Consider the following 19,702-nt stretch of genomic DNA (forward strand, 5'->3'; position numbering starts at 1 on the left):
GGAATCGAGGCAAGAGGAGACAACGCGGGAGGAGCGGGTGAGAACCCGCTGGGAGATGTCGCGCGCCGGCATCTTCAATTTCTGGTACTACGACGACGAGGAGTTTGTGCTGGAACAGGGGAGGCTGATGCTCCGGGGGACGAACGGAGCGGGGAAGTCCGTTACGATGCAGAGCTTCATCCCCCTTGTTCTCGACGGAAACAAGCATCCAAAACGGTTGGATCCGTTCGGTTCCCGCGACCGCCGTATCGAATATTATTTGCTGGGGGAAGACGACCGCCATACGGACCGGATCGGGTATCTCTGGCTGGAGTTCCATCACCCGGTTAAAAATTTCTACAAAACGATCGGCATTGGCCTCCGCGCGAAGAAAAACAGTGCGAACGTAGGGTTTTGGGGTTTCGTGTTGGACGACGGGCGCAGAATCAATCTGGATTTCTGGCTGTATGACCGTAACGCCTGGATCGAATCGAAAGCCCAATATCCGCTGGACAGGCGCGAATTGGAAGAGCGGATCGGTGCGGGCGGGAAGGTCGTTCAGGATCAGAAGTCTTATCAGCAGCTCGTCAACAATGCATTGTTCGGCTTCTACGACAGCGAATCATACGGCGACCTGCTGGAGCTGCTCATTCAGCTTCGCAGCCCGAAGCTGTCCAAGGACTTCAAACCTTCGGCGATCTATGAGATCCTGACGGATGCGTTGCCCCCCCTGCAGGAGGACGATCTACGTCCGTTGTCGGAAGTGCTGGAAGATTTGGACCAGATGTCGGACCGGCTGGAAGAATTGAAGCTTCAGCGGCAGGAGCTGGACAAGCTGCAACAGGTGTATGACCGCTACAATCGGCTTCTGCTGCTGACAGCGTCGGAACAGGCGATGGAGGCCAAGTCCGGACTGGACGCTGCCGTTAGGGAGTGGAAAGCCGTTCATAGCGAGCGGGAGCACAAAGAGCGAGACCTGGAAGAGAACGTTCGCAAGCTCGAAGAGACCGAGAAAGCCCTGGCGTCGGTACAGGCGGATCTCGACGTGCTGAGCCGCCATGACGGCATCGGCAAACACGAAGAGCTGCAACGCCTGGAAGATACGATCCAAGAGACGTTACGCCGTGAGGAACAGAGCCGTTCCAGGCTCACCGCGGCCGAGACGAAGATCGAGCGGCTGGAGCGCGATGCCGGAGAGGCGGAGCGCGAAGCGGAGGACAGACGGCGAGGTCAGCGGGATGTTCTCGAAGAAATGGAAGGGATGGCGCGGGACTCCGAATTTTACCAACACGACGTGTACCATCGTTACTGGAACGCCGGAGCGCCGGACAATGACGCTTTTCTGGCCCCGTGGCGGGCCGACGCGGCTAAGCATCGGGAAGCGCTCGCGGCCGCTCTTCAGCTTGGAGAGCGGGAGAGGGAAGAAGCCCGGCGAGTCGAAGCCTACGATAGAGAGCTCGGCGATGTGCGGCAGCAACGGGATGAAAGCGAGCGTAATGTCGCGGACAAAGAGAAGGCCTGCGAGAAACAGTTGGCGGAACAGAAAGAGTGGATCGTACGGTGGCGGGGCAGCTTGCGTCATCTCGCTCTGGAGGAGGAAGAATTATCCGCCATGCTTCGGCGTTTGTCTGAGTTGACCGTTTCCCATCGAACTTACGGCAACGTCAGAGCGTTTGCGGTGCAAGCGCACGACAGATTTCGGCGCGGTTTGACCGAGCAAGAGCTGAGGCTGATCGCCGAGAAGCAGGCGGCGGAAACCAGCCGGTCCGCGGCTGCGGCCGAGCTGCAGGCTTGGAAGGAGAGCCGCGAACCCGAGCCGGCAAGGACCGAGAAGCGGTCACGGGAGCGCGAATCGCGTCAGGCGGGGCAAGGGGCTCCGCTGTATGCGGTTTGCGAATTTCAGCCGCATATTGACGAGGTCAAACAAGGGCTTCTGGAAGCCGCGCTCGCATCCGCGGGTGTGCTCGATGCCTGGATTTCACTGGACGGTAGAACGTTTTTGGTTACGGATGAAGGGGAGGAAACATGGGCCGTTCCCGAGCCGATCGAATTCGGTTATACGCTGGCCGACTATTTGAAAGCGTCCCCTTCGGAAGAGAGCGGTTTGACGACCGACGCGATCGAAGCCGTGCTGCGCTCTTTCGCCTGGTCCGAGGATGACGTGGGGATTCGGTCCCTGTCGGCCGATGCCGTATGGGGTGTCGGGGAAGCGGCTATGCCGACGCTGGGATTCGGCAAGTTTCATCTGGGACCGTTGCACGGCAAAATAACTTCGCAGGGACCGGCTCAATTTATCGGCAAAGAAGCAAGACGCCGGTACAAGAAAACGCAGATGACCCGATTGGAAGCCGAGATCGAAGCGTGGGAGACCGAACTGACGCGAATCGGCGAATCGCTGCGCGAATTGCGGGAACGGGCCGCCGAAGCGGAAGCGGAGCTGAATGATTTTCCGGACGATGCTGGTCTGCAGGAGAAATTACAGGAGTGGGCCACGGCACTTAACCGCATGCAAGTATTGGTTGAACAAGAGCAGCGGATGTCGGAACGGCTTCGGCAAATGACCGCGGATTGGCAGCGGCTGCGGACGGAATTCGTGGCCGGCATGTCGGGCTGGTCGCGGCTGAAGACGTTGAACGATTTGCGGGAAGCGGCAGAGCAGATGCGATCCTATTCGGAGAATATTACGGCGCTGTGGTCGGAGTGGAAGCAATATCGCCAAGCGTCCGGAACGCTGGAACGCATCCGGGCGGAGCTCGCCGAGCTGGCGGAAACGAAGGAGAACGAACAAGAGGAGCTGGATCAGCTGTCCGTCAAACGGCAGCAAACCAAGGTCCAGGCGGACAGCTTGCGCAAGTGGATGAAGGAACAAGGCATCGAGAACCTGTACGAACAAATCTCGGCGCTCGAACTAAGCAAGCGCTCGCTGGATGAACGTCGTAACCGGGAGGATAGGCAAATCCGGGCGGCCGATCGGGAAATTGCCGTCCTTCAGGAGAGGGAGAAAAACCGGGAGGAGCGGGTTCGGGAAGAGCAGATGAGGACGGACCGAGCGCTCCATCGATGGCGGACGGAACTTGGTTTAGGGCTGGTTTCCGATTGGGTGGCGTCTACTCCTTCGGGAGATTCGAACGAGGACAAGGAAGCGGGGTACAGGCTGTGCCGCGAGATCCGTTCGTCACTTCAATCGCTTGCCGGCAGGAGCGTATCGAGCGCGACGACGAGCCTGCACGACCAGTTTCATGCGGTGAAGCATTTGCTGTTGGATTATGCCTTGGAAATGCAGGAAACACCTGAAACCGGACGGCTTCAAATGCTCTCAATGCAAGACCGCAGCCGCCCGAAATCGCCGGCCGTTCTGCTGGCGGAAGTGGAGTTCTACATCGAAGAACAGAACGGACTGCTCGGCGAGAAGGATCGCGAGCTGTACGAGGAAATCATCCTTCGCAGCGTAGGCAAGGCAATCCGGCAGCGAATACAGAGAGCGTCCCACTGGATCAAAGAAATCAATAAGCTGATGGGACAACGCAACACGTCGGGTGCATTCAGGTTGCAGCTCGACTGGGTACCCCGACCCGCGCAATCGGAACAGGAAATGAACGCCGAGAAACTGGTCGATTTGCTGATGAAGGACGCCCGGCTGCTGCATCCCTCCGAAATCGACGAAATGAGCAGGCACTTCCGCTCCCGGGTCGGATGGGCAAAACAGGCGGCGCAGGAAGAACGCGAATCGCTGCGCAAGCAGATTTACGAGCTCCTCGATTACCGCACCTGGTTCCAATTCGAGCTGCGGTATCAGAAAGGGGAAGCGACCGCGTACCGACCGCTTACGGATGCCCGTTTCAATACGTTCAGCGGCGGGGAGAAGGCGATGAGCATGTACATTCCGCTGTTCGCCGCCACGTCTTCCCGCTATGCCGATGCCGGTCCGGAGACGCCGAGGATCATTTCGCTCGACGAAGCGTTCGCAGGTGTCGACGACGAGAATATCCGGGATTTGTTCGAGCTGCTCACGGACATGGATTTCGATTATATGATGACTTCCCAGGCGCTGTGGGGATGTTACGATACGGTGCCTCGTCTGGGGATCGTGGAAATCTATCGCCCTAAAGACGCAGATTACGTTACGCTGTTCCGTTACCGGTGGAATGGCAAACAGCGCGAACTCGTCGAATAGCGCGGTGCGGAAAGGACTAGCTGCATGGAGAAGGATCGCCAAGTTTGGAAAACGTATTTCGAGCAGCCGGGTCTGGCCCGGCTCATTGCCGCCGTCAGGCAGAAATTCGATGCGCTTGGTGCCAAAGGCAACGTTACGTTAAGAGAGTTGACCCAGGAGGAGAGTCAAGAGGTCTCTTCCCTGATGGGGGAGTACCATCCTCCGGGGAAACCGGCGGTCATCAAGCTTCGCGATCTGGAAGCAAGTTTGGTCGGCAGCCCCTTTGGCGGCGGGGTCCGGGACATGCTGGAACTGCTGGATGGACGCCCGGTGGCCATACGCTCGGAACGCAAGCAATGGCATGAGGAAGCATGGCGGGGAATGATCGAGAACGCCTCGTCGGCGTCCGGTCTCGTTCGCTCGGGCACGGATAGCCTCCACGCTCCGGTATATAGATGGCTTAACCAATTAAACGAGCGGACGGCGGTCGGAACCCGGACGCTTCGTAAGATCGCGGATATCGATTTCTCCGTGGCGGAAAGTCATTTGGCGATATGCTTGTCGGCGCTGATGGAATTGATCGATCGTCAGGCTTCCCGCTCGAAATCGCTCATCCGACTTCCTGTTTTTGCGGCTGTCTCCACGGGCGACGCGCACGCGTTTGACTGGAAAGAACCGCTCGGAAGGCTTCTGATCAGTGGAATTCAAGCAGTTTGGGGGCAGAAAGGGGAGCCGCAAGCGGATTTAGACGAGGATGAGGAGAACTTTACGGGCGAGTTGTCAGTCGATGCTTGGCTGGCTGAGGGGGCGCTGCTTCGTCGGGAGCTTTACCGCGCAGCGGGCATTGCGGATGACGATATTAGCTCGCAGGTCATATTTTACGCTCCGTGCTGGACGGGGGATCAGGAAGAGCGGATTTTAACCCTTCGGCAGGTCGAGCGCTCGGACAGAATTCCTCGTGTCTCACGGATTTATGCGGTAGAAAATCCATCTCTGTTCGGTGCTTTTCTCGATCGAGGGCTAGACTGGTCCACGAATGACGTCATGCTCGTATGCGTAAACGGGTATCCGAGTTCAGCCACGCTTCGGTGGCTGGACCGGTGTTTGATTCCACAAGGCAACGACTCAGAAACAACATTGATCTATGCTGGTGATCTAGACGTCAAAGGGCTGGAAATCGCCGGTTTCCTGCAACGGAGGTATGGGAGCCGGTTTCGTGCGTGGCGAATGTCGGCCGACGATTATCGGCAAGTGTCCGCGCACGGCCTCCCGCTCAGCGATGATGAAAAAGTACGTTTGAAGCGGCTGCAGGTTCTTTGGGATGAGGAGCTGATTTCCGATATGATCGAGATGAGAACGAAGGTCTATCAGGAATTATTGGTCGAATGGTTATGGCAGGATCTTCAACTCGTTTAAGGATTTAGTTAAGGAGCCGCCCTTCCCAGGGTGGCTTTCTTCACGAGATTTTTAAGAACAACTTGCTAGTCCGTATAATTTTACGTAACATATTGGGTAGGAAGTTATGGTCAATTCATGAATGGGGCATAAAATAAATTAAGCAAGGGGGACTTAAGGATGGTGAGGACGATGGCGAAACCGACTTTTAACGTGGATCAGCTGACCACGTCATCGGATGCAGCCAAAAAATTCGGCGACCTTCGAAAAAAAGCAAAGGAGCTCCCGCAGTACATTACGGATAACGGCACCGTTGATTCTGTACTCATAGGCTATGAGCTCTTCGAGCAAATCTATGATCGGCTCACTCGTTTAGAGGAAGAAGAAGAGCGCCGGATCTTGTTACAGCGCATCGAACGGATCGACCGGAATCCAGCAGCTGCGAAATCATGGAAAGAAATCCGGCGTAATCCGATAACGTGATGCCAGAAGAGCGTTTTGACGTTCGATTCGATCCGGATGCTGAAGATGAATATAACCGGCTGGATGGTTCTGTTCTTGGCATCGTAAACAAAGTGATCGACGAATTGGTCCAACGAGCCGATGAAGTCGGAAAGGCACTCAGGAATAACAATGAGACCAAACTGGCAGGCTGTAGGGAAATTAAACTGCGGGACGCCGGCATTCGAATCGTATATCGCGTGACGGATCAAGTCGTTGACGTACTTCGAATTGTTCATATTCTGACGATTGAACGACGAACAAGTGATATGGCTTTTAAGATAGCACATTCGCGGATGAAGATATTTCGGAAACTAACTAAAGAAGAGGCCCGGAAGCTTCACGCTAAACAGAAGCGATGGGAAGAAATGATGCGTCGTAAAGGATCTAAACAAATGGAATGACCAACGATGCCGACAATGTGGGCCACCCTGACGAAGGGTGGCTTTTTTCTGACCCGAAATTCACGCGCTCAACCGGAGGTTGAATACGATCAAAATTCACAAGGTTCTGCTCACGCCGACGGAATGTCGAAGGGAGAGCCGCAAGGCTCTCCCTTTTCCTTGTATCACGAGGTAGCCAGTCTTCCCCCTGCCGGTTGGCGGCTTCTTCTCCGAATCATTTCGAAATAGATCCCCGTTACGGTCTGCGTGAGCAGGAACACGGGGAACGAATAGGCCAGCCGGTAGCCTTTTTGGAGCGTGATGATGTCCAAAACGGTGAAGAGCCACTGTAAGGCCAAGCCGACGAACGACCATGCCAGCACGTAGAACAGGAACGTCTTTTTGTCGATCTTCAGAGTTTCGTAAAAGTAAAAGAAGAAATAACCGAAAGGCGCGTACAATATGTAGTACAGAACGTCCGTGCCCTCGTAGCGGTTCGAATCGTTCACTTTATAGAAATCGATCAGCCCGCCGCCGATCGTGAAATCGAACAGGATGCCGACCGCAAGTCCCCACATCAGCGCGACGTTCCGGATTTGAGGAGGGAACTTCTTCCGCAGCAGAAAAAACACCAAGTACGCGAGGACGTTCAAAATAATCAAGGAGATCTCGTTCTTGTCGAAGTTTTGCCACAGGGTCATGTCCGTTGTACCCCTCTCTCTCCTGCGCGGTCAAAGGCTGACAACAAAAGATAAGCAATAGCGAGCAACACCAAGTAGTACACAACGTCATATCCGTAATTCCAACGGATGAATTTCACGATTCCGTAATAACGGGCAGTCGCGGTGATCGCCTCGAGCAGGACCACCGAGAGCACCGCGGTTAACAATTGGCTTCCGATTGAACGAGCCCTCCTCATCAGGTTCATGGCGATCAGGATGACGACTGGAATCGTGATGCTTCGGTTAATGAGAAACGCCGTATTCTGCAGGGGTTGCTGTGAGATCCCGACCAGATTCATTTCCTCGAAAGCGATCCAAGACCAGTTAATGTTGAGGACGAGAATCAACAAAAAAACGAAGGTGTTCTCGGCTAACGTAAGTTTCTTGTTCATCGTTAAGGCGATCACGACCAGGAGCCAAGCGACAAGAAAAAGAATGGTAAATCCCACGTCAATCCCCCCGAGCTGCTTATTTCCACAGTATTGTTTCCTGTATTGGAGACGTTATGCATACCGGCTGCCCAGAGAGGGCCGGATAACCGGGATCACAAGGATCGGTATCAAGGCATTCCGGCTCTTGCCGTCGAAGTGCTGTCTGTTTCTACCCGAAGCAAGGACTTGGTCAAAAAGCTGGATTTGTACATGCAATGCGCAGTAAAGGAGTACTGGGTCGTCGACCCGATCAATGAGTCGGTGACCATCTATCAATTGGCGGACGGCGATATCTTGAACAACAGTACCTATCTCAAAAGCGCGGACCAAGAGACCGAATCTTATCATTTTGGAGGCCTCCGGGTCGCCCTTCGCGAGATTTTCGGATAAAGCAGGCAAGAGCCAAAAAAGCGGTTACCGCTTTGCCGGTTGGCGATCTTATACGAATCTGTGAAAAAGCGGCCGCTTCCCGACGGGGAGGCGGTCGCTTGGTTGTTTAGAAGTGACCGACCAAGGTGAATAAAGATTGTTGTGTACATGCGATATACGAAAATATTAGCCAAGTTCGTACATTGACCCCCATTTTACAAAAACGAACATCTTTCCCAAATTAGCCTTGCTATAATAGGTGCGCCTACATAGGTGCATACCAATTTTATCCAGGAGGTTTGATTCCATGCAACGGCGTACCAAGAAGTGGCTGTACCCGCTGGCATCCGGTGCTTTAAGCTTAGCGGTCCTTGCCGGGACCTGGTCGAACGTACCGAGTGCCAAAGCAGCAACAGACGCAACCGTCGAGCTTCGTCTCCTGCAAACCACGGACATCCATGTCGCCCTCATGAACTACGACTACTACAAAGACGCTCCCACGGACGAGTATGGGCTTGTTCGCACGGCTACGCTGATCAACCAGGCACGCGCGGAAAAACCGAATTCGATGATGTTCGACGCCGGCGACCTGATCCAAGGCAACCCGATGGGCGACTACATGGCGCGCGTGGATGGCATGAAGACGGAAGGCGAAGTCCATCCCGTTTTCAAAGCGATGAACCTGATTAAGTATGACGCCGCTGCGATCGGGAACCACGAGTTCAACTACGGTCTCGACTACCTGCAAAGAACGCTGAAGGGCGCCCAATTCCCGTATGTGAACGCCAATATTTTCGTGGACGATCACGACCAAGACCCGAATAACGACAAAAACTATTTTACGCCGTACGTCATTCTCGATAAGAAAGTGAAGGATTCGAACGGCGCCGAGCAGACGATCAAGGTGGGCGTCATCGGTTTCGTTCCGCCGCAGGTCATGGCCTGGGATAAAGCGAATCTCGAAGGCAAAGTCATCGCCAAAGACATCGTGGAAACCGCCAAAAAATTCGTACCCGAAATGAAAGCCAAAGGCGCCGATCTTGTCGTCGTGATCAACCACAGCGGCATGGGCCTGCCTCAGCTCGGCAGCATGGATGAGAACACCGCATGGGAGCTCTCCAAAAACGTGCCGGGCATCGACGCGCTGCTATTCGGCCATTCCCACGTGGTGTTCCCGTCGGCAACCTTCAAAGATACGCCGGGCGTCGATCTCGAAAAAGGGACGGTTAACGGCGTTGCGGTGGTGGAGGCCGGCTTCTGGGGCAACAACCTCGGCGTCGTCGATCTCACCCTGGCGCAAAAAGACGGAAAATGGACGGTCACGAACAGCCACACGGAAGCGCGTCCGATTCTCGGCAAGAAAGACGGCCAAAACGTGGCGCTCGTGCAGTCCGATCCGAAAGTCGTGGACGCGATCAAAACGGAGCACGAAGCCACTTTGAATTACATTCGCGGACCGGTTGGCACCACGACGGCCCCGATTAACAGCTATTTCGCGTTGGTGGCGGACGATCCGTCCATCCAATTGGTCACGAACGCGCAAAAATGGTACGTCGAAAACAACATCCAAGGCACCGAGCTCGAAGGGCTGCCGGTTCTGTCCGCTGGCGCTCCGTTCAAAGCGGGAGGCCGTCAAGGCGCGAGCTACTACACCGACATCCCGGCAGGCACGATCGCCATCAAGAACGTCTCGGACCTGTACATCTATCCCAACACGTTGAAAGCCGTTCTGCTGAACGGGGACCAAGTCCGCGAGTGGCTGGAGCGGGCGGCGGGGCAATTCAACCAAATCGACCCGAACAAGAAGGAAGAGCAGCCGCTCATCAACAACAGCTTCCCGACGTACAACTACGATGTCATCGACGGTGTTACGTATCAGATCGACGTGACCCAAGCTTCCCGTTACGACGATCAAGGGAAAGTCGTTAACCCGGATGCTCACCGGATCGTGAACCTGCAATATCAAGGCAAACCCGTCACGAAAGACATGAAGTTCGTGGTGGTCACGAACAACTACCGCGCGAGCGGCGGCGGCTTCTTCCCGGGGCTGGACGGCAGCAACATCGTCATCGATTCCCCGGACGAGAACCGTCAGGTCGTGATTAACTACATTAACGCGAACAAAACGATCAATCCGTCGGCCGACAACAACTGGACGTTCGCGCCGATCAAGGGTAACGTGAACGTCACGTTCGAAACTTCGCCGAACGCGCAGACGGCGGCGAAGAGCATGAAGGGCATTAAGTACTTGAGCACTGAGGACAGCGGCTTCGCGAAATACAGCATCGATTTGAAAACCGCGGCCGTTCCCGCAACCCCGGACAAACCGGAAAAGCCCGAAAAGCCGGAAAAACCTGAAAAGCCGCCGGTTAAAGCGGACATCGTGTACATCGTGAAGGCAGGCGACTGGCTCTCCAAAATCGCAGAAGCCTACCATGTGGATTGGCACGCGCTGGCGGAATACAACCGCCTGAAAAACCCGAACCTCATTCGGGTCGGACAGAAAATCCTGATTCCTCAGAAGTAAGCCGCGCATAAGCAAAGCACCCGTCTCCGTAAGGGACGGGTGCTTTTGCTTTTATCCAATCACGGTTAATTCCTTCGGATACGAAGTCAGCACCTCGACGCCGTCCGGCGTGACGAACACGTCGTCTTCGATCCGGACGCCGCCGACGGAAGGCACGTAGATGCCCGGCTCCACGGTGAAAGTCATGCCGGCTTGCACGAGATCTTCATTCCGGCCGTGCACGGACGGATACTCATGAATGTCCATGCCGAGGCCGTGCCCGAGGCGGTGGTTGAAGTAGGGCCCATAGCCCGCCGCCTCGATCGCTTGCCGGGCTGCGCGGTCCAGGCTGCCGAAGGTGACGCCCGGCCGGATGGCTTCGATGGCCCGAAGATTCCCCTCCAGGACGGCAGCGTAAATCTTCTTCGCCTCTACGGAGATGTCTCCTACCGCGAATGTCCGGGTGATGTCCGAGGCATAACCGTCCGCGTACACGCCAAGATCGAACAAGAGCAGCTCGCCATCGCGAACTGGATCGTTGTTCGGCGTGCCATGAGGCATTGCGGATTTGGCGCCGGACAGGACCATCGTATCGAAGGAAGGTCCCTGCGCACCGAGCTTCTTCATTTGATACTCCAGCTCCGCGACCAGCTCGATCTCCGTGACGCCCGGCTTCACTCGGGCAACGCCTGCCCGCAGAACGTCCTCGACGATGCGGACGGCGTGCTTCATCCGCGCGACCTCGTCCGGCGTTTTGACCGCGCGCATCTCGCGAAGCGGGGCTCCGATATCGGCATAAGTCGCCGCGCCCACCGCCCCGTGAACCGCTTCGTAACGACGGACGCTGAGGTCGTCTTTCTCCACGCCCAGGTTCCGGATGCCTCGGGGCATCAGTTTGCTCAGGATCTCATAGGCATCGTCGGTGTCAGAATGCGTGTGGATGTTCGGCACGGTTGAAGCGGCTGCGGCTTGGGCGGCTTCGTAATCGAGCGCCGGAACGAGCAGCAGAGGTTCTTCGCCCTTAGGCAGCAGCAAACCGAGAAATCTCTCGTGAGGGTTGGTGGCGAATCCGGTCAAGTAATACACATGCTTGGGCGATGTAATCAGCATCGCGTCGAGCCGGTTATGGTCCAGATAGTCATGCAGCTTATTCATTCGGGATGTCATCTCATCAACCGCCTTTCACCCTCCATTCTACTGAGTCTGAAAGAGCGACGCCAGCCATACATTAGGTTAATGATCTTAAGCGTGGTGGACCCTGTGCCTGACGAAACCGTAAGACCTTACTTGACCACCAGACAACTCGTTCCGGAGAATCAAGAGTCGCCTGTCCATTTTATGAATCTCACGAACATCCCGGAAGAGCTTCTCTATAGAAGGAATCATTTTGCTTATCCGACGCTTCAAGAGGAAGCTTACCGCATCACGATTCAAGGAGCGGTGTCCCAGCCGCGTGTCTTCGATAATCAAACGATCCGCTCGCTGCCATCCAGGAACGTTCACGTCGTACTGGAATGCGCGGGCAACAAACGGGCTTTTTTCGAGCCGAAAACGTTCGGTGAACAGTGGGAAAGAGGGGCGTGGGCGCAAGGCGTCTGGACGGGAGTTCCCCTCTCCGAGTTGCTTCGGTACGCGGGCATGAAACCGTCGGCTCAGGAAGTCGTCGCGGAAGGCTGGGACATGGGACGCCGTCACGACATGCCGGGAATATTCCCGTTCGCGCGCAGTATTCCGGTTGCGACAGCCATGCACCCCGATACGCTCCTTGCTTACGCCTATAACGGAAGTCCGCTGTCGCCGCGGCACGGGTTCCCTTACCGGCTGATCGTTCCCCGATGGTACGCCATGGCGTCGGTGAAATGGGTTCGAAGAATCTTCGTCACCGAGTCGCCTTTTCAGGGGCCTTTTCAAAGTATCGATTACCAGTACTATCCCGACAAGACTAACCCACAAATCAAATATCCCGTGACGATTCAGCATGTGAATTCATCTATTCTAACACCGCGGGATCGATCCATCATGAGGAAAGGCAGGCATGCGATTCATGGCACCGCTTGGACGGGGCTGGGGGAAATCGATCGGGTCGAGATCAGCGTGGATGGAGGAACTTCATGGCGGGAAGCGAAAATAGAAAGACCTACCGATCGGCCTCATGGCTGGGTGCTTTGGCGCTACGATTGGGACGCGAACCAAGCAGGCGAATACTCGATACTCTCGAGAGCCAGGGACACCTCAGGCAGGATCCAGCCGATGAGGGCGTACTGGAACCGGAAGGGGTACGGGTATAACGCGGCGGATCGAATCAAAATCTTGATTGAATAGCGGAATGGCCCCTTCCTGACGAGGAAGGGGCCATGTCGTTCAAGTAGGAAAATTAACGGCTTTAGTCGTTCAGCCCATTGAGCGATTCTTTTTCCTCGTTCAGCTGCTGGGACAGAGCGCCGGCTTGGCTGCTCTCGTCGGCTTGCCGGACGGAGATTTCTGCATGGGCGACGGCGTTTTGCGCTTCGTTGATTTTGTCCGCCGTCGGATGCGATTGCGCTTGGTCTACCGCATGCTCTACGTTTTCGAGCGCGTTTTGGGCTTGATCCGATTTGTTTTGTTCGGTCATGTGAAGGGATCCTCCTCAATGAGTGAATTTGACCTTTTCAATATGCAGTCTTTTCCTGAGGATTATTCATTTCATGTCCGTTCGCTTCGATCTGAGTTTTTTTGTGGACGATGAGGAAAACTTAAACAAAACGTCTGGAGGTTTCCTCATGAGAATGGTAAAACCAATGAGCCCCAGTAAGCCGGTTCCTTTAACTCCGCTAAATGCGGCCGGACCCTTAACATCAGCAGAACAGGCGAAACTCTGGGCCACCTATATGGGGAATTCGATGGCCATTCGCGTGCTGAGTTACATGCTTCAGAACGTGGAAGATCAGGAAATCGAACAAACTTTGCAAACTGCGTTGGACATTTCCACCCAGATGGTGGAGACGATCGTGCAGATTTTTAACCAAGAGAATTATCCCATCCCCGCAGGATTCTCCGAGGAGGATGTGAATTTAGGAGCGAAAAGGTTATTCTCGGACGAATTTTATCTCCATTACCTCAAATATACGGGCAAAGCGGGAATGAGCGTCTACGGAATCGCCGTCGGTTTAATGACCAGGCTCGATATCCGCGAGTTTTTCACGCAATGTCTGGCTTCTACGAACCAATTGATGAACCGCGTGAATGAACTGCTCATCGCGAAGGGCTTGATGACCAAACCTCCGTTGATCCCGTATCCGACTCATCGCGATTTCGTGAAAAAACAAAGCTACCTGAACGGATTCTTCGGAGACGTAAGGAAGTTGCACGCGCTGGAAATCGCCCATCTGTACGAGAACATCGAAAATAACGCGACCAGCAGGGCCGTATTGATTGCATTCGGCCAAGTCGCCCAGTCGGAGCAAGCAAAATCTTATTTTCACAGAGGAAGGGAAATCGCCGGCAAGCATTACGATATTTTCAGCAGGGTGCTGGAAAAAGAGAATTTGCCCGCTCCTCCAATCCTTGATCCCTATGTGACGACCTCCACGTTTTCGCCGTTTTCGGAGAAGCTGATGCTGTACCATAAGCTCGACATGTATTCCATGAGAATCCGATCCTACGGCAATGCTTTGGCTTTCTGCGCGAGACATGATCTTGCCCAAAAATACGGACGACTGCTTCTGGAAGTGGGCAATTATCTGGAGGACGGCGCGAACATTCTCATCGATCATGGGTGGATGGAGCAACCGCCGCAAGCTGTCGACCGCGAGGCATTGTCCTTCGAATAAGGCCGGCGAGCGCGATCTGTCGGAAATCCGGCCTGTCCTGTCGAATCGTTTGCCAGTATACTGGAATCAAGACGACATTTGGAGGACAACCATGATTACGCTGCCGGGCTACACGTTTCTCGGCGTGGTGTACGAGGATGAACGGATCCGCGTCGTACACGCCTATTCGCAGCCGACGCTCCGGGTAGCCGCGATTAAAATGGTGAAGCCGGGACCGCGGATGGCGATGGAGAACGCGAAGCTTATCCACGAATACGAGCTTCTGAGCGGGCTGGAAATGAGCCGCGTGCTCAAGCCGCATGCGCTTGAATGGCAGGACGACACGGTATTGCTCGTCCACCACATCCTTCAAAGCGTGACGCTGCGGCATTACATAAGCAAGGAAGAGCGGACGCCGGAGCAGACGCTTGCCGCCGCGCGCGCGATTTGCGACGTGGTAGCGGAGCTGCATGGACACGGCGTCATTCACCACAACATTCGTCCGGATACGATTCTGCTGCAGCCGGAAACCATGCAGGTCCATCTCACCGGACTGCCGGAAGCGGTGCGACTTCGCTCGGACGGCACCGTAGCCGCGGCTCCTCCGCAGGCGCCGGAAGGCCATCCCTTCTATAACGCGCCGGAACTGACGGGGATGGTCGCCCGCGGTTCTTACGATCCGCGAACGGATCTGTATTCGCTCGGCGTGACGTTGTACGAGCTATTCGGCGGGCGGCTGCCCGCGGATGAAGCGGGTTTGGCTGCGCTGCCGGAAGGCGTGGCGGCGGTGCTCGGCAAGCTGCTCGCCGTCCGGCCGGAAGACCGGTATGCGTCCGCCGCGGAAGCGGATGCGCAGCTGAAGAGGTACACGGACGGCCTGGGGGCGGTGCCGCAGCTCACGACGCGCGAGCTGGAGGTGCTGGCTCTGATGGCGTCGGGCTCCTCTAACAAAGAGATTGCGGCACGGCTGCAGGTCACGACGGAGACGGTTAAAGCGCACACAAAAAACATTTTCGCCAAACTCGGGGTGGGCAGACGTATTCAGGCAGTCGAGGAAGCCCGAAGGCTTCATTTTCTATAAGATTCGTGACAAAATCCCCCAAACGGGGAATGGCTTCGCGCTTAATCGCCATTGTACGATGGGGTTAACAGACAAACCCCGGAGGGATCGAGATGGCGGAAGAGAAGAAACCGGCCGAGCAAGAGCTCAAGGCGCAGCACGAGATCGAGCTGAACGATCTGGAACAGGAACTGACGGCCGAGCAGCGAGGCGAAGTGGATGGCGGCATCAGCTTGCCTGGAATTTTCGGTCCGGAGAAGCCCAGGCAGAGAAGAAGGGGAGCTTAAACATTCCATTCAATGGAGGGATCGAGATGGCGGAAGAGAAGAAACCGGCCGAGCAGGAGCCGAAAGCGCAGCAAGAAATCGAGCTGAACGACCTGGAGCAGGAGCTCACGAACCAGCAACAAGATAAAGTGGAAGGCGGCTGGGGCGGCGGTCGTAATCGACCGAGAGTCAGAGGCTCTTAATTCCATTATGAATAAAAAATAAGAGGAAGGATCCGTGTAAAGCGGGTCCTTTTTTTCAAGTTGCGGTCAAGGAGGAGGTGAAGGGATGGAAGCGATCGAGATGAACGGCAGAAGCGTGTCCCTTCGGGAGCTTCTGCTCTATGGGCGACTAAGCGGTACGATGCCTGCGGTTCGGCGGATCGCCGACGATGCCGCGATTGAATTGTGGGCGGAGCAGCTTAGTGTGCAAGCCGAAACGGACGATCTGCAGCGGGAATTGACGGCATTTCGGAAAGAGCACGGATTGTTCAAGGCCGCTTCCGCGCGTGCTTGGCTGGAGGAGCGGGGGGCCGAGTTGGACGACCTCGTCACGATGCTGCGTCCTAGAGTGCTGAGGCGATTGTTGAAGGGGCGCATTATCGAAATGGATGCCGTCGAGCGATATTTTGCGGAAAACCGTATGGCCTATGACCTCGCGCAGCTGTCCACCCTCGTCGTCCGCGAATACGGGGAGGCGCAGGAGCTGCGGTTTCGTTTGGAGGAGGGCGCGGATTTCCATGCGCTTGCCCGGACGCACTCCACGGATGAGAACAGCCGTCCGGCCGGAGGTTATGTCGGTTGGAAAAGCCGGGAGGAGCTGAATCCGCTGACAGCGGCCGCCGTCTTCGGCGCGAAGAATGAAGAAGTGCTGGGGCCGTTCGAGACAGATCAAGGATTTTGGCTCGTCAAAGTCGAGTCCCTGCGTACGGCAGAGCTGGATGAGCAGACGACGGCGGACATCCGTGAACGGTTGTTCGAAGAAGCTTTCGAGAAGTTCAGGCGGTCATTGGACATCCGCGAAACGATTTGGCGACTGGAAGGTTAGAGGGGAAATCAGCGGGGGAATGACGGAATGAATCAACGAATCACCGCATTTTTGCGGGAGATCAGGCTGTTCGACGTGTTTACCGATGCAGAGCGGCAGCTGCTGGCCGAACGGATGAGCATGGAAACGTACCAAATGGGACGCACGGTGGCCGGTATCGGGGCGGAGCAAGCGGCCTTCTATCTCGTCGTGAACGGACAAGCCCGGAAAATCGGGATCACCGCGGACGGTAAGGAGACGAACCAGGGATTGATTGTTTCCGGCGGCCACTTCGGCGAGCAGTCGCTGCTGGGAACGGAGGCGCAGCCGGTTGTCGTGCGGGCGTCGACGGAATTGACCGTGCTGCGGATGGGACGTGAGCCGTTCCGCGAGATGATCGGGCAGCACCCGGAAATGGAAAAGTATTTTCGCGAGTATGTCTCTTCCGACATTTTGCGTACGTTCCTCAAGAACAACACGGTGCTCACGCATGTCGATCACGGGGCGTTGCGTTCGCTGCTGGACCGGCTGGAAATGTGCGTCTATGAGCCTGGCGGGTATTTGGTCCGTGAGGGAGAGGACGGAGACGCGTTTTATATATTGAAGGAAGGCACCGCGCTCGTGGAAAAAGGCGAAGAAGGGAACGTCGTCAACCGGCTGTACCCCGGCGACTTCTTCGGCGAACTGGCGCTGCTGACGGGCGAACCGAGGCAGGCCAGCGTCCGCGCTTCCGGTGCCCGAGTCGAGGCGTTCCGGCTGGCCAAATCGGACTTCGACGAACTCATTCGCCGTTACCCGGTTATTCTGGAGTCGATCCGCCGCATTTCCGCTCATTATGCACCCGCCCCTGTGAAGGAGGCTGTGGAGGAAACGGCGGCAACGGCGGCGGTGACCGCGGATGCGGAAATCGAACTGCCCGAAGGCGGACCGACGCCGGCACGGAGGCGGCGCTTTCGGCTGCCCTCGCTGCGGTTCCGCCGGTATCCGGCGCTGTTGCAGCAAAACGAGATGGACTGCGGTCCGACGTGCCTCACGATGCTCGCGCGTTATTATGGCATGAACGCCAGCGTAAACCGCATGAGGGAGCGGTGCAACGTCGGCACGGAGGGCGCCTCGATGCTGGCGCTGACCGAGACGGCGGAATCGCTCGGTTTCGAGACGCGGGGGTTGAAGACGTCGATGCCCCTGCTGCGAGAGCTGCACACCCCGTTCATCGCGCATTGGAACGGCAACCACTATGTGATGGTCTACGAATTCGACGAGCGGCGCGGCGCGGTTGTCGTCGATCCCGCGATCGGCAGCGCGGAAACCGTATCGCCGGAGGCATTCGCGAAGCACTGGAGCGGTTACGCGATTGAGTTGAAACCGACCGAACGGCTCGGAGGGCTGGATGACCGGGAGCCTCTGTGGTCCAGGTACTTGGCGTTTTTCCGGCCCTATGCCGGGCTCGCTGTCTGGACGGTGGGGCTGTCCGTTCTGATCGAGCTGGTCTACCTAGTCTTCCCGGTCATGACGCAGCAGGTTTTCGACCGCGTGCTGGACAGCCGCGACATGCCGTTGCTGAGCTTGCTTCTGCTGGCGATGTTGGGACTGGCAGTGTTCAGCACGGCCGGCATCGCCGTTCGGCAGGTGCTGGTCGGCCGACTGGCCAACCGCATCGACGCCGCCATGCTGGACGGGTTCTACCGGCATCTCATGCGCTTGCCGTTCTCCTATTTCGCGAGACGGACGACCGGCGACATCATTACGAGAGTTTACGAAAACGAGAAGATCCGCCGGCTGCTCACCGACCATGGCGTTCATCTCCTGTTGGACGGCTTGACGATGGCCGTGTACGGGGGGCTTATGATTTATTATCACGCCGGATTGGCGTTGATTCCGCTGGTCGTTATCCCGGTGTATGCCGTCCTGTACGGATTCGCGCTTCCGAGAATGCGCCGTAATTTCCGCAAACAGTTGCAGGCGGAAGGCGACTCGCAATCGGCGATCGTCGAGATGGTCGGCGCCATCGCGTCGGTGAAGGGGATGGCGGTAGAAGAGACCGTGCGGGCGAAGCTGATGCGTTTGCTGCAGCGGCAGCTGCAGCTTCGGCTGGAAGGGAACCGGCTCGAGGTGATCGTGCAAGCGGGTAGCGCCGGCATCCGCCAGGCCGCCAACATCGCGCTGCTCTACTTCGGCGCCATGCAGGTGATGGACGGACGCTTAAGCGTCGGCACGCTTGTGGCGTTTACCGTGCTGTTCACGTCGTTCATGTACGCGGTCGAGACAATCTCGGCCATGGCGGGCGAGCTGTCCGAAGCGAGAACCTCCATGGAACGGCTGAACGACGTTTATGAAGCGGCCGTGGAGCACCCGGAGTCGGATCGCTTCCGCGTGTTGTCCGGTTTGCGCGGACATATCCGGTTTGAAAACGTGTCGTTCCGATACTACAACGGCGGGAAAATGATCCTGCAAAACCTGAACCTCGAAATCGAGCCGGGACAGACGATCGCGCTGGTCGGCCGCAGCGGGTCGGGTAAGTCAACGCTCGCCAACCTGCTGTTGAAGCTGCTTGAGCCGACGAGCGGCACGATCTACGTGGACGGCTATCCGCTGAGTGGAGTCCACGCGGACTCCATCCGCCAGCAGGTCGGTACGGTGCCCCAGGAGACTGTACTTTTCCGCGGCACCGTGCGGGAGAACATTGCGCTGAACGGGGAAGAGGCTTCGTTCGCCGAACTGGAGCGGGCAGCGAAGCTTGCCGGCGCGGACTCTTTCATCGAGTCTTTGCCGCTCGGCTACGACACGATGATCGGCGAAGGCGGCGTCCGGTTGTCCGGCGGGCAGCGCCAGCGTATCGCGATCGCCCGTGCGCTGATCCGCGATCCGCGCATCCTCGTTTTTGACGAGGCGACCAGTGCGCTCGATACGGAATTGGAGAGGATCGTGCAAGACAATATGGAGACGATGATGAGGAACCGCACGACGATTATCATCGCCCATCGGCTCAGCACGATCCGCAGCGCGGATCGGATCGTCGTGCTCGACCGGGGAGCGATCGCCGAGTCGGGCACGCATGAGGAGCTGCTGGGGCGCAAAGGGCTGTATCATTACCTGGTGCAACAGCAGGGGGTGTAGGAAATC

General features: G+C 56.6%; 17 protein-coding genes. 13 read left to right on the forward strand and 4 right to left on the reverse strand.

Annotation, left to right across the window (positions count from 1 at the left end):
- Positions 1 to 55: 55 nt before the first annotated feature.
- The 4 genes from EAV92_RS21630 to EAV92_RS21645 all read left to right on the forward strand — a co-directional run bounded on the left by EAV92_RS21630 (position 56) and on the right by EAV92_RS21645 (position 6,432).
- Positions 56 to 4,153, forward strand: a complete 4,098-nt coding sequence (locus EAV92_RS21630; RefSeq protein ID WP_123043003.1) for a TIGR02680 family protein — start codon at positions 56 to 58, stop codon at positions 4,151 to 4,153.
- Between the two features lie 24 nt (positions 4,154 to 4,177).
- Positions 4,178 to 5,548, forward strand: a complete 1,371-nt coding sequence (locus EAV92_RS21635; RefSeq protein WP_123043004.1) for a TIGR02679 domain-containing protein — start codon at positions 4,178 to 4,180, stop codon at positions 5,546 to 5,548.
- Between the two features lie 171 nt (positions 5,549 to 5,719).
- Positions 5,720 to 6,010 carry a hypothetical protein gene (locus EAV92_RS21640; RefSeq protein WP_206424250.1) on the forward strand — a complete coding sequence of 97 codons (291 nt, stop codon included), beginning with the start codon at positions 5,720 to 5,722 and terminating at the stop codon, positions 6,008 to 6,010.
- Positions 6,010 to 6,432, forward strand: coding sequence for a type II toxin-antitoxin system RelE family toxin (locus EAV92_RS21645; RefSeq protein ID WP_123043006.1), 423 nt, complete (start codon positions 6,010 to 6,012; stop codon positions 6,430 to 6,432). The genes EAV92_RS21640 and EAV92_RS21645 overlap by 1 nt, the downstream gene beginning before the upstream one ends.
- 164 nt (positions 6,433 to 6,596) lie before the next feature.
- On the opposite strand, the gene EAV92_RS21650 is transcribed toward EAV92_RS21645, so the two are convergent.
- Both EAV92_RS21650 and EAV92_RS21655 read right to left on the reverse strand, forming a co-directional pair.
- Complete coding sequence (locus EAV92_RS21650) at positions 6,597 to 7,112, reverse strand: hypothetical protein (protein WP_123043007.1); 516 nt, start codon at positions 7,110 to 7,112, stop codon at positions 6,597 to 6,599.
- Entirely contained in the window at positions 7,109 to 7,582 is a 474-nt protein-coding gene (locus tag EAV92_RS21655; RefSeq protein WP_123043008.1) for a hypothetical protein, read from the reverse strand. The genes EAV92_RS21650 and EAV92_RS21655 overlap by 4 nt, the downstream gene beginning before the upstream one ends.
- Positions 7,583 to 7,627: 45 nt before the next feature.
- Between EAV92_RS21655 and EAV92_RS21660 the strand changes: the two genes are divergently transcribed.
- Complete coding sequence (locus tag EAV92_RS21660; RefSeq protein WP_241158346.1) at positions 7,628 to 7,954, forward strand: Uma2 family endonuclease; 327 nt, start codon at positions 7,628 to 7,630, stop codon at positions 7,952 to 7,954.
- Positions 7,955 to 8,240: 286 nt separating this feature from the next.
- Complete coding sequence (locus tag EAV92_RS21665) at positions 8,241 to 10,460, forward strand: bifunctional 2',3'-cyclic-nucleotide 2'-phosphodiesterase/3'-nucleotidase (RefSeq protein WP_123043010.1); 2,220 nt, start codon at positions 8,241 to 8,243, stop codon at positions 10,458 to 10,460.
- A gap of 51 nt (positions 10,461 to 10,511) precedes the next feature.
- On the opposite strand, the gene EAV92_RS21670 is transcribed toward EAV92_RS21665, so the two are convergent.
- Complete coding sequence (locus EAV92_RS21670) at positions 10,512 to 11,606, reverse strand: M24 family metallopeptidase (protein ID WP_123043011.1); 1,095 nt, start codon at positions 11,604 to 11,606, stop codon at positions 10,512 to 10,514.
- Positions 11,607 to 11,777: 171 nt separating this feature from the next.
- Between EAV92_RS21670 and EAV92_RS21675 the strand changes: the two genes are divergently transcribed.
- A complete protein-coding gene (locus tag EAV92_RS21675) occupies positions 11,778 to 12,761 on the forward strand; it encodes a sulfite oxidase (RefSeq protein ID WP_241158347.1) in 984 nt (327 codons plus the stop codon).
- A gap of 61 nt (positions 12,762 to 12,822) precedes the next feature.
- Here EAV92_RS21675 and EAV92_RS21680 read toward each other — a convergent pair whose 3' ends face one another.
- On the reverse strand, positions 12,823 to 13,050 hold the full coding sequence (locus EAV92_RS21680) for a hypothetical protein (RefSeq protein WP_123043013.1): 228 nt from the start codon (positions 13,048 to 13,050) through the stop codon (positions 12,823 to 12,825).
- A 166-nt stretch (positions 13,051 to 13,216) separates the two neighbouring features.
- On the opposite strand from EAV92_RS21680, the gene EAV92_RS21685 reads away from it, so the two are divergent.
- The 6 genes from EAV92_RS21685 (at position 13,217) to EAV92_RS21700 (ending at position 19,696) form a co-directional block, all read left to right on the forward strand.
- Positions 13,217 to 14,248 carry a DUF3231 family protein gene (locus EAV92_RS21685; protein ID WP_123043014.1) on the forward strand — a complete coding sequence of 344 codons (1,032 nt, stop codon included), beginning with the start codon at positions 13,217 to 13,219 and terminating at the stop codon, positions 14,246 to 14,248.
- A gap of 91 nt (positions 14,249 to 14,339) precedes the next feature.
- Entirely contained in the window at positions 14,340 to 15,308 is a 969-nt protein-coding gene (locus EAV92_RS25085) for a protein kinase domain-containing protein (protein ID WP_164472884.1), read from the forward strand.
- A 92-nt stretch (positions 15,309 to 15,400) separates the two neighbouring features.
- Complete coding sequence (locus EAV92_RS24650; protein ID WP_164472885.1) at positions 15,401 to 15,574, forward strand: hypothetical protein; 174 nt, start codon at positions 15,401 to 15,403, stop codon at positions 15,572 to 15,574.
- A gap of 26 nt (positions 15,575 to 15,600) precedes the next feature.
- Positions 15,601 to 15,756: a hypothetical protein gene (locus tag EAV92_RS24655; RefSeq protein WP_164472886.1), complete on the forward strand. Its 156-nt coding sequence runs from the start codon at positions 15,601 to 15,603 to the stop codon at positions 15,754 to 15,756.
- Positions 15,757 to 15,841: 85 nt separating this feature from the next.
- Positions 15,842 to 16,600: a peptidylprolyl isomerase gene (locus EAV92_RS21695; RefSeq protein WP_123043016.1), complete on the forward strand. Its 759-nt coding sequence runs from the start codon at positions 15,842 to 15,844 to the stop codon at positions 16,598 to 16,600.
- A 27-nt stretch (positions 16,601 to 16,627) separates the two neighbouring features.
- Positions 16,628 to 19,696: a peptidase domain-containing ABC transporter gene (locus EAV92_RS21700; RefSeq protein ID WP_123043017.1), complete on the forward strand. Its 3,069-nt coding sequence runs from the start codon at positions 16,628 to 16,630 to the stop codon at positions 19,694 to 19,696.
- Positions 19,697 to 19,702: the final 6 nt, after the last annotated feature.

Origin of the sequence: Cohnella candidum, assembly GCF_003713065.1 — a bacterium.
Taxonomy (GTDB): domain Bacteria; phylum Bacillota; class Bacilli; order Paenibacillales; family Paenibacillaceae; genus Cohnella; species Cohnella candidum.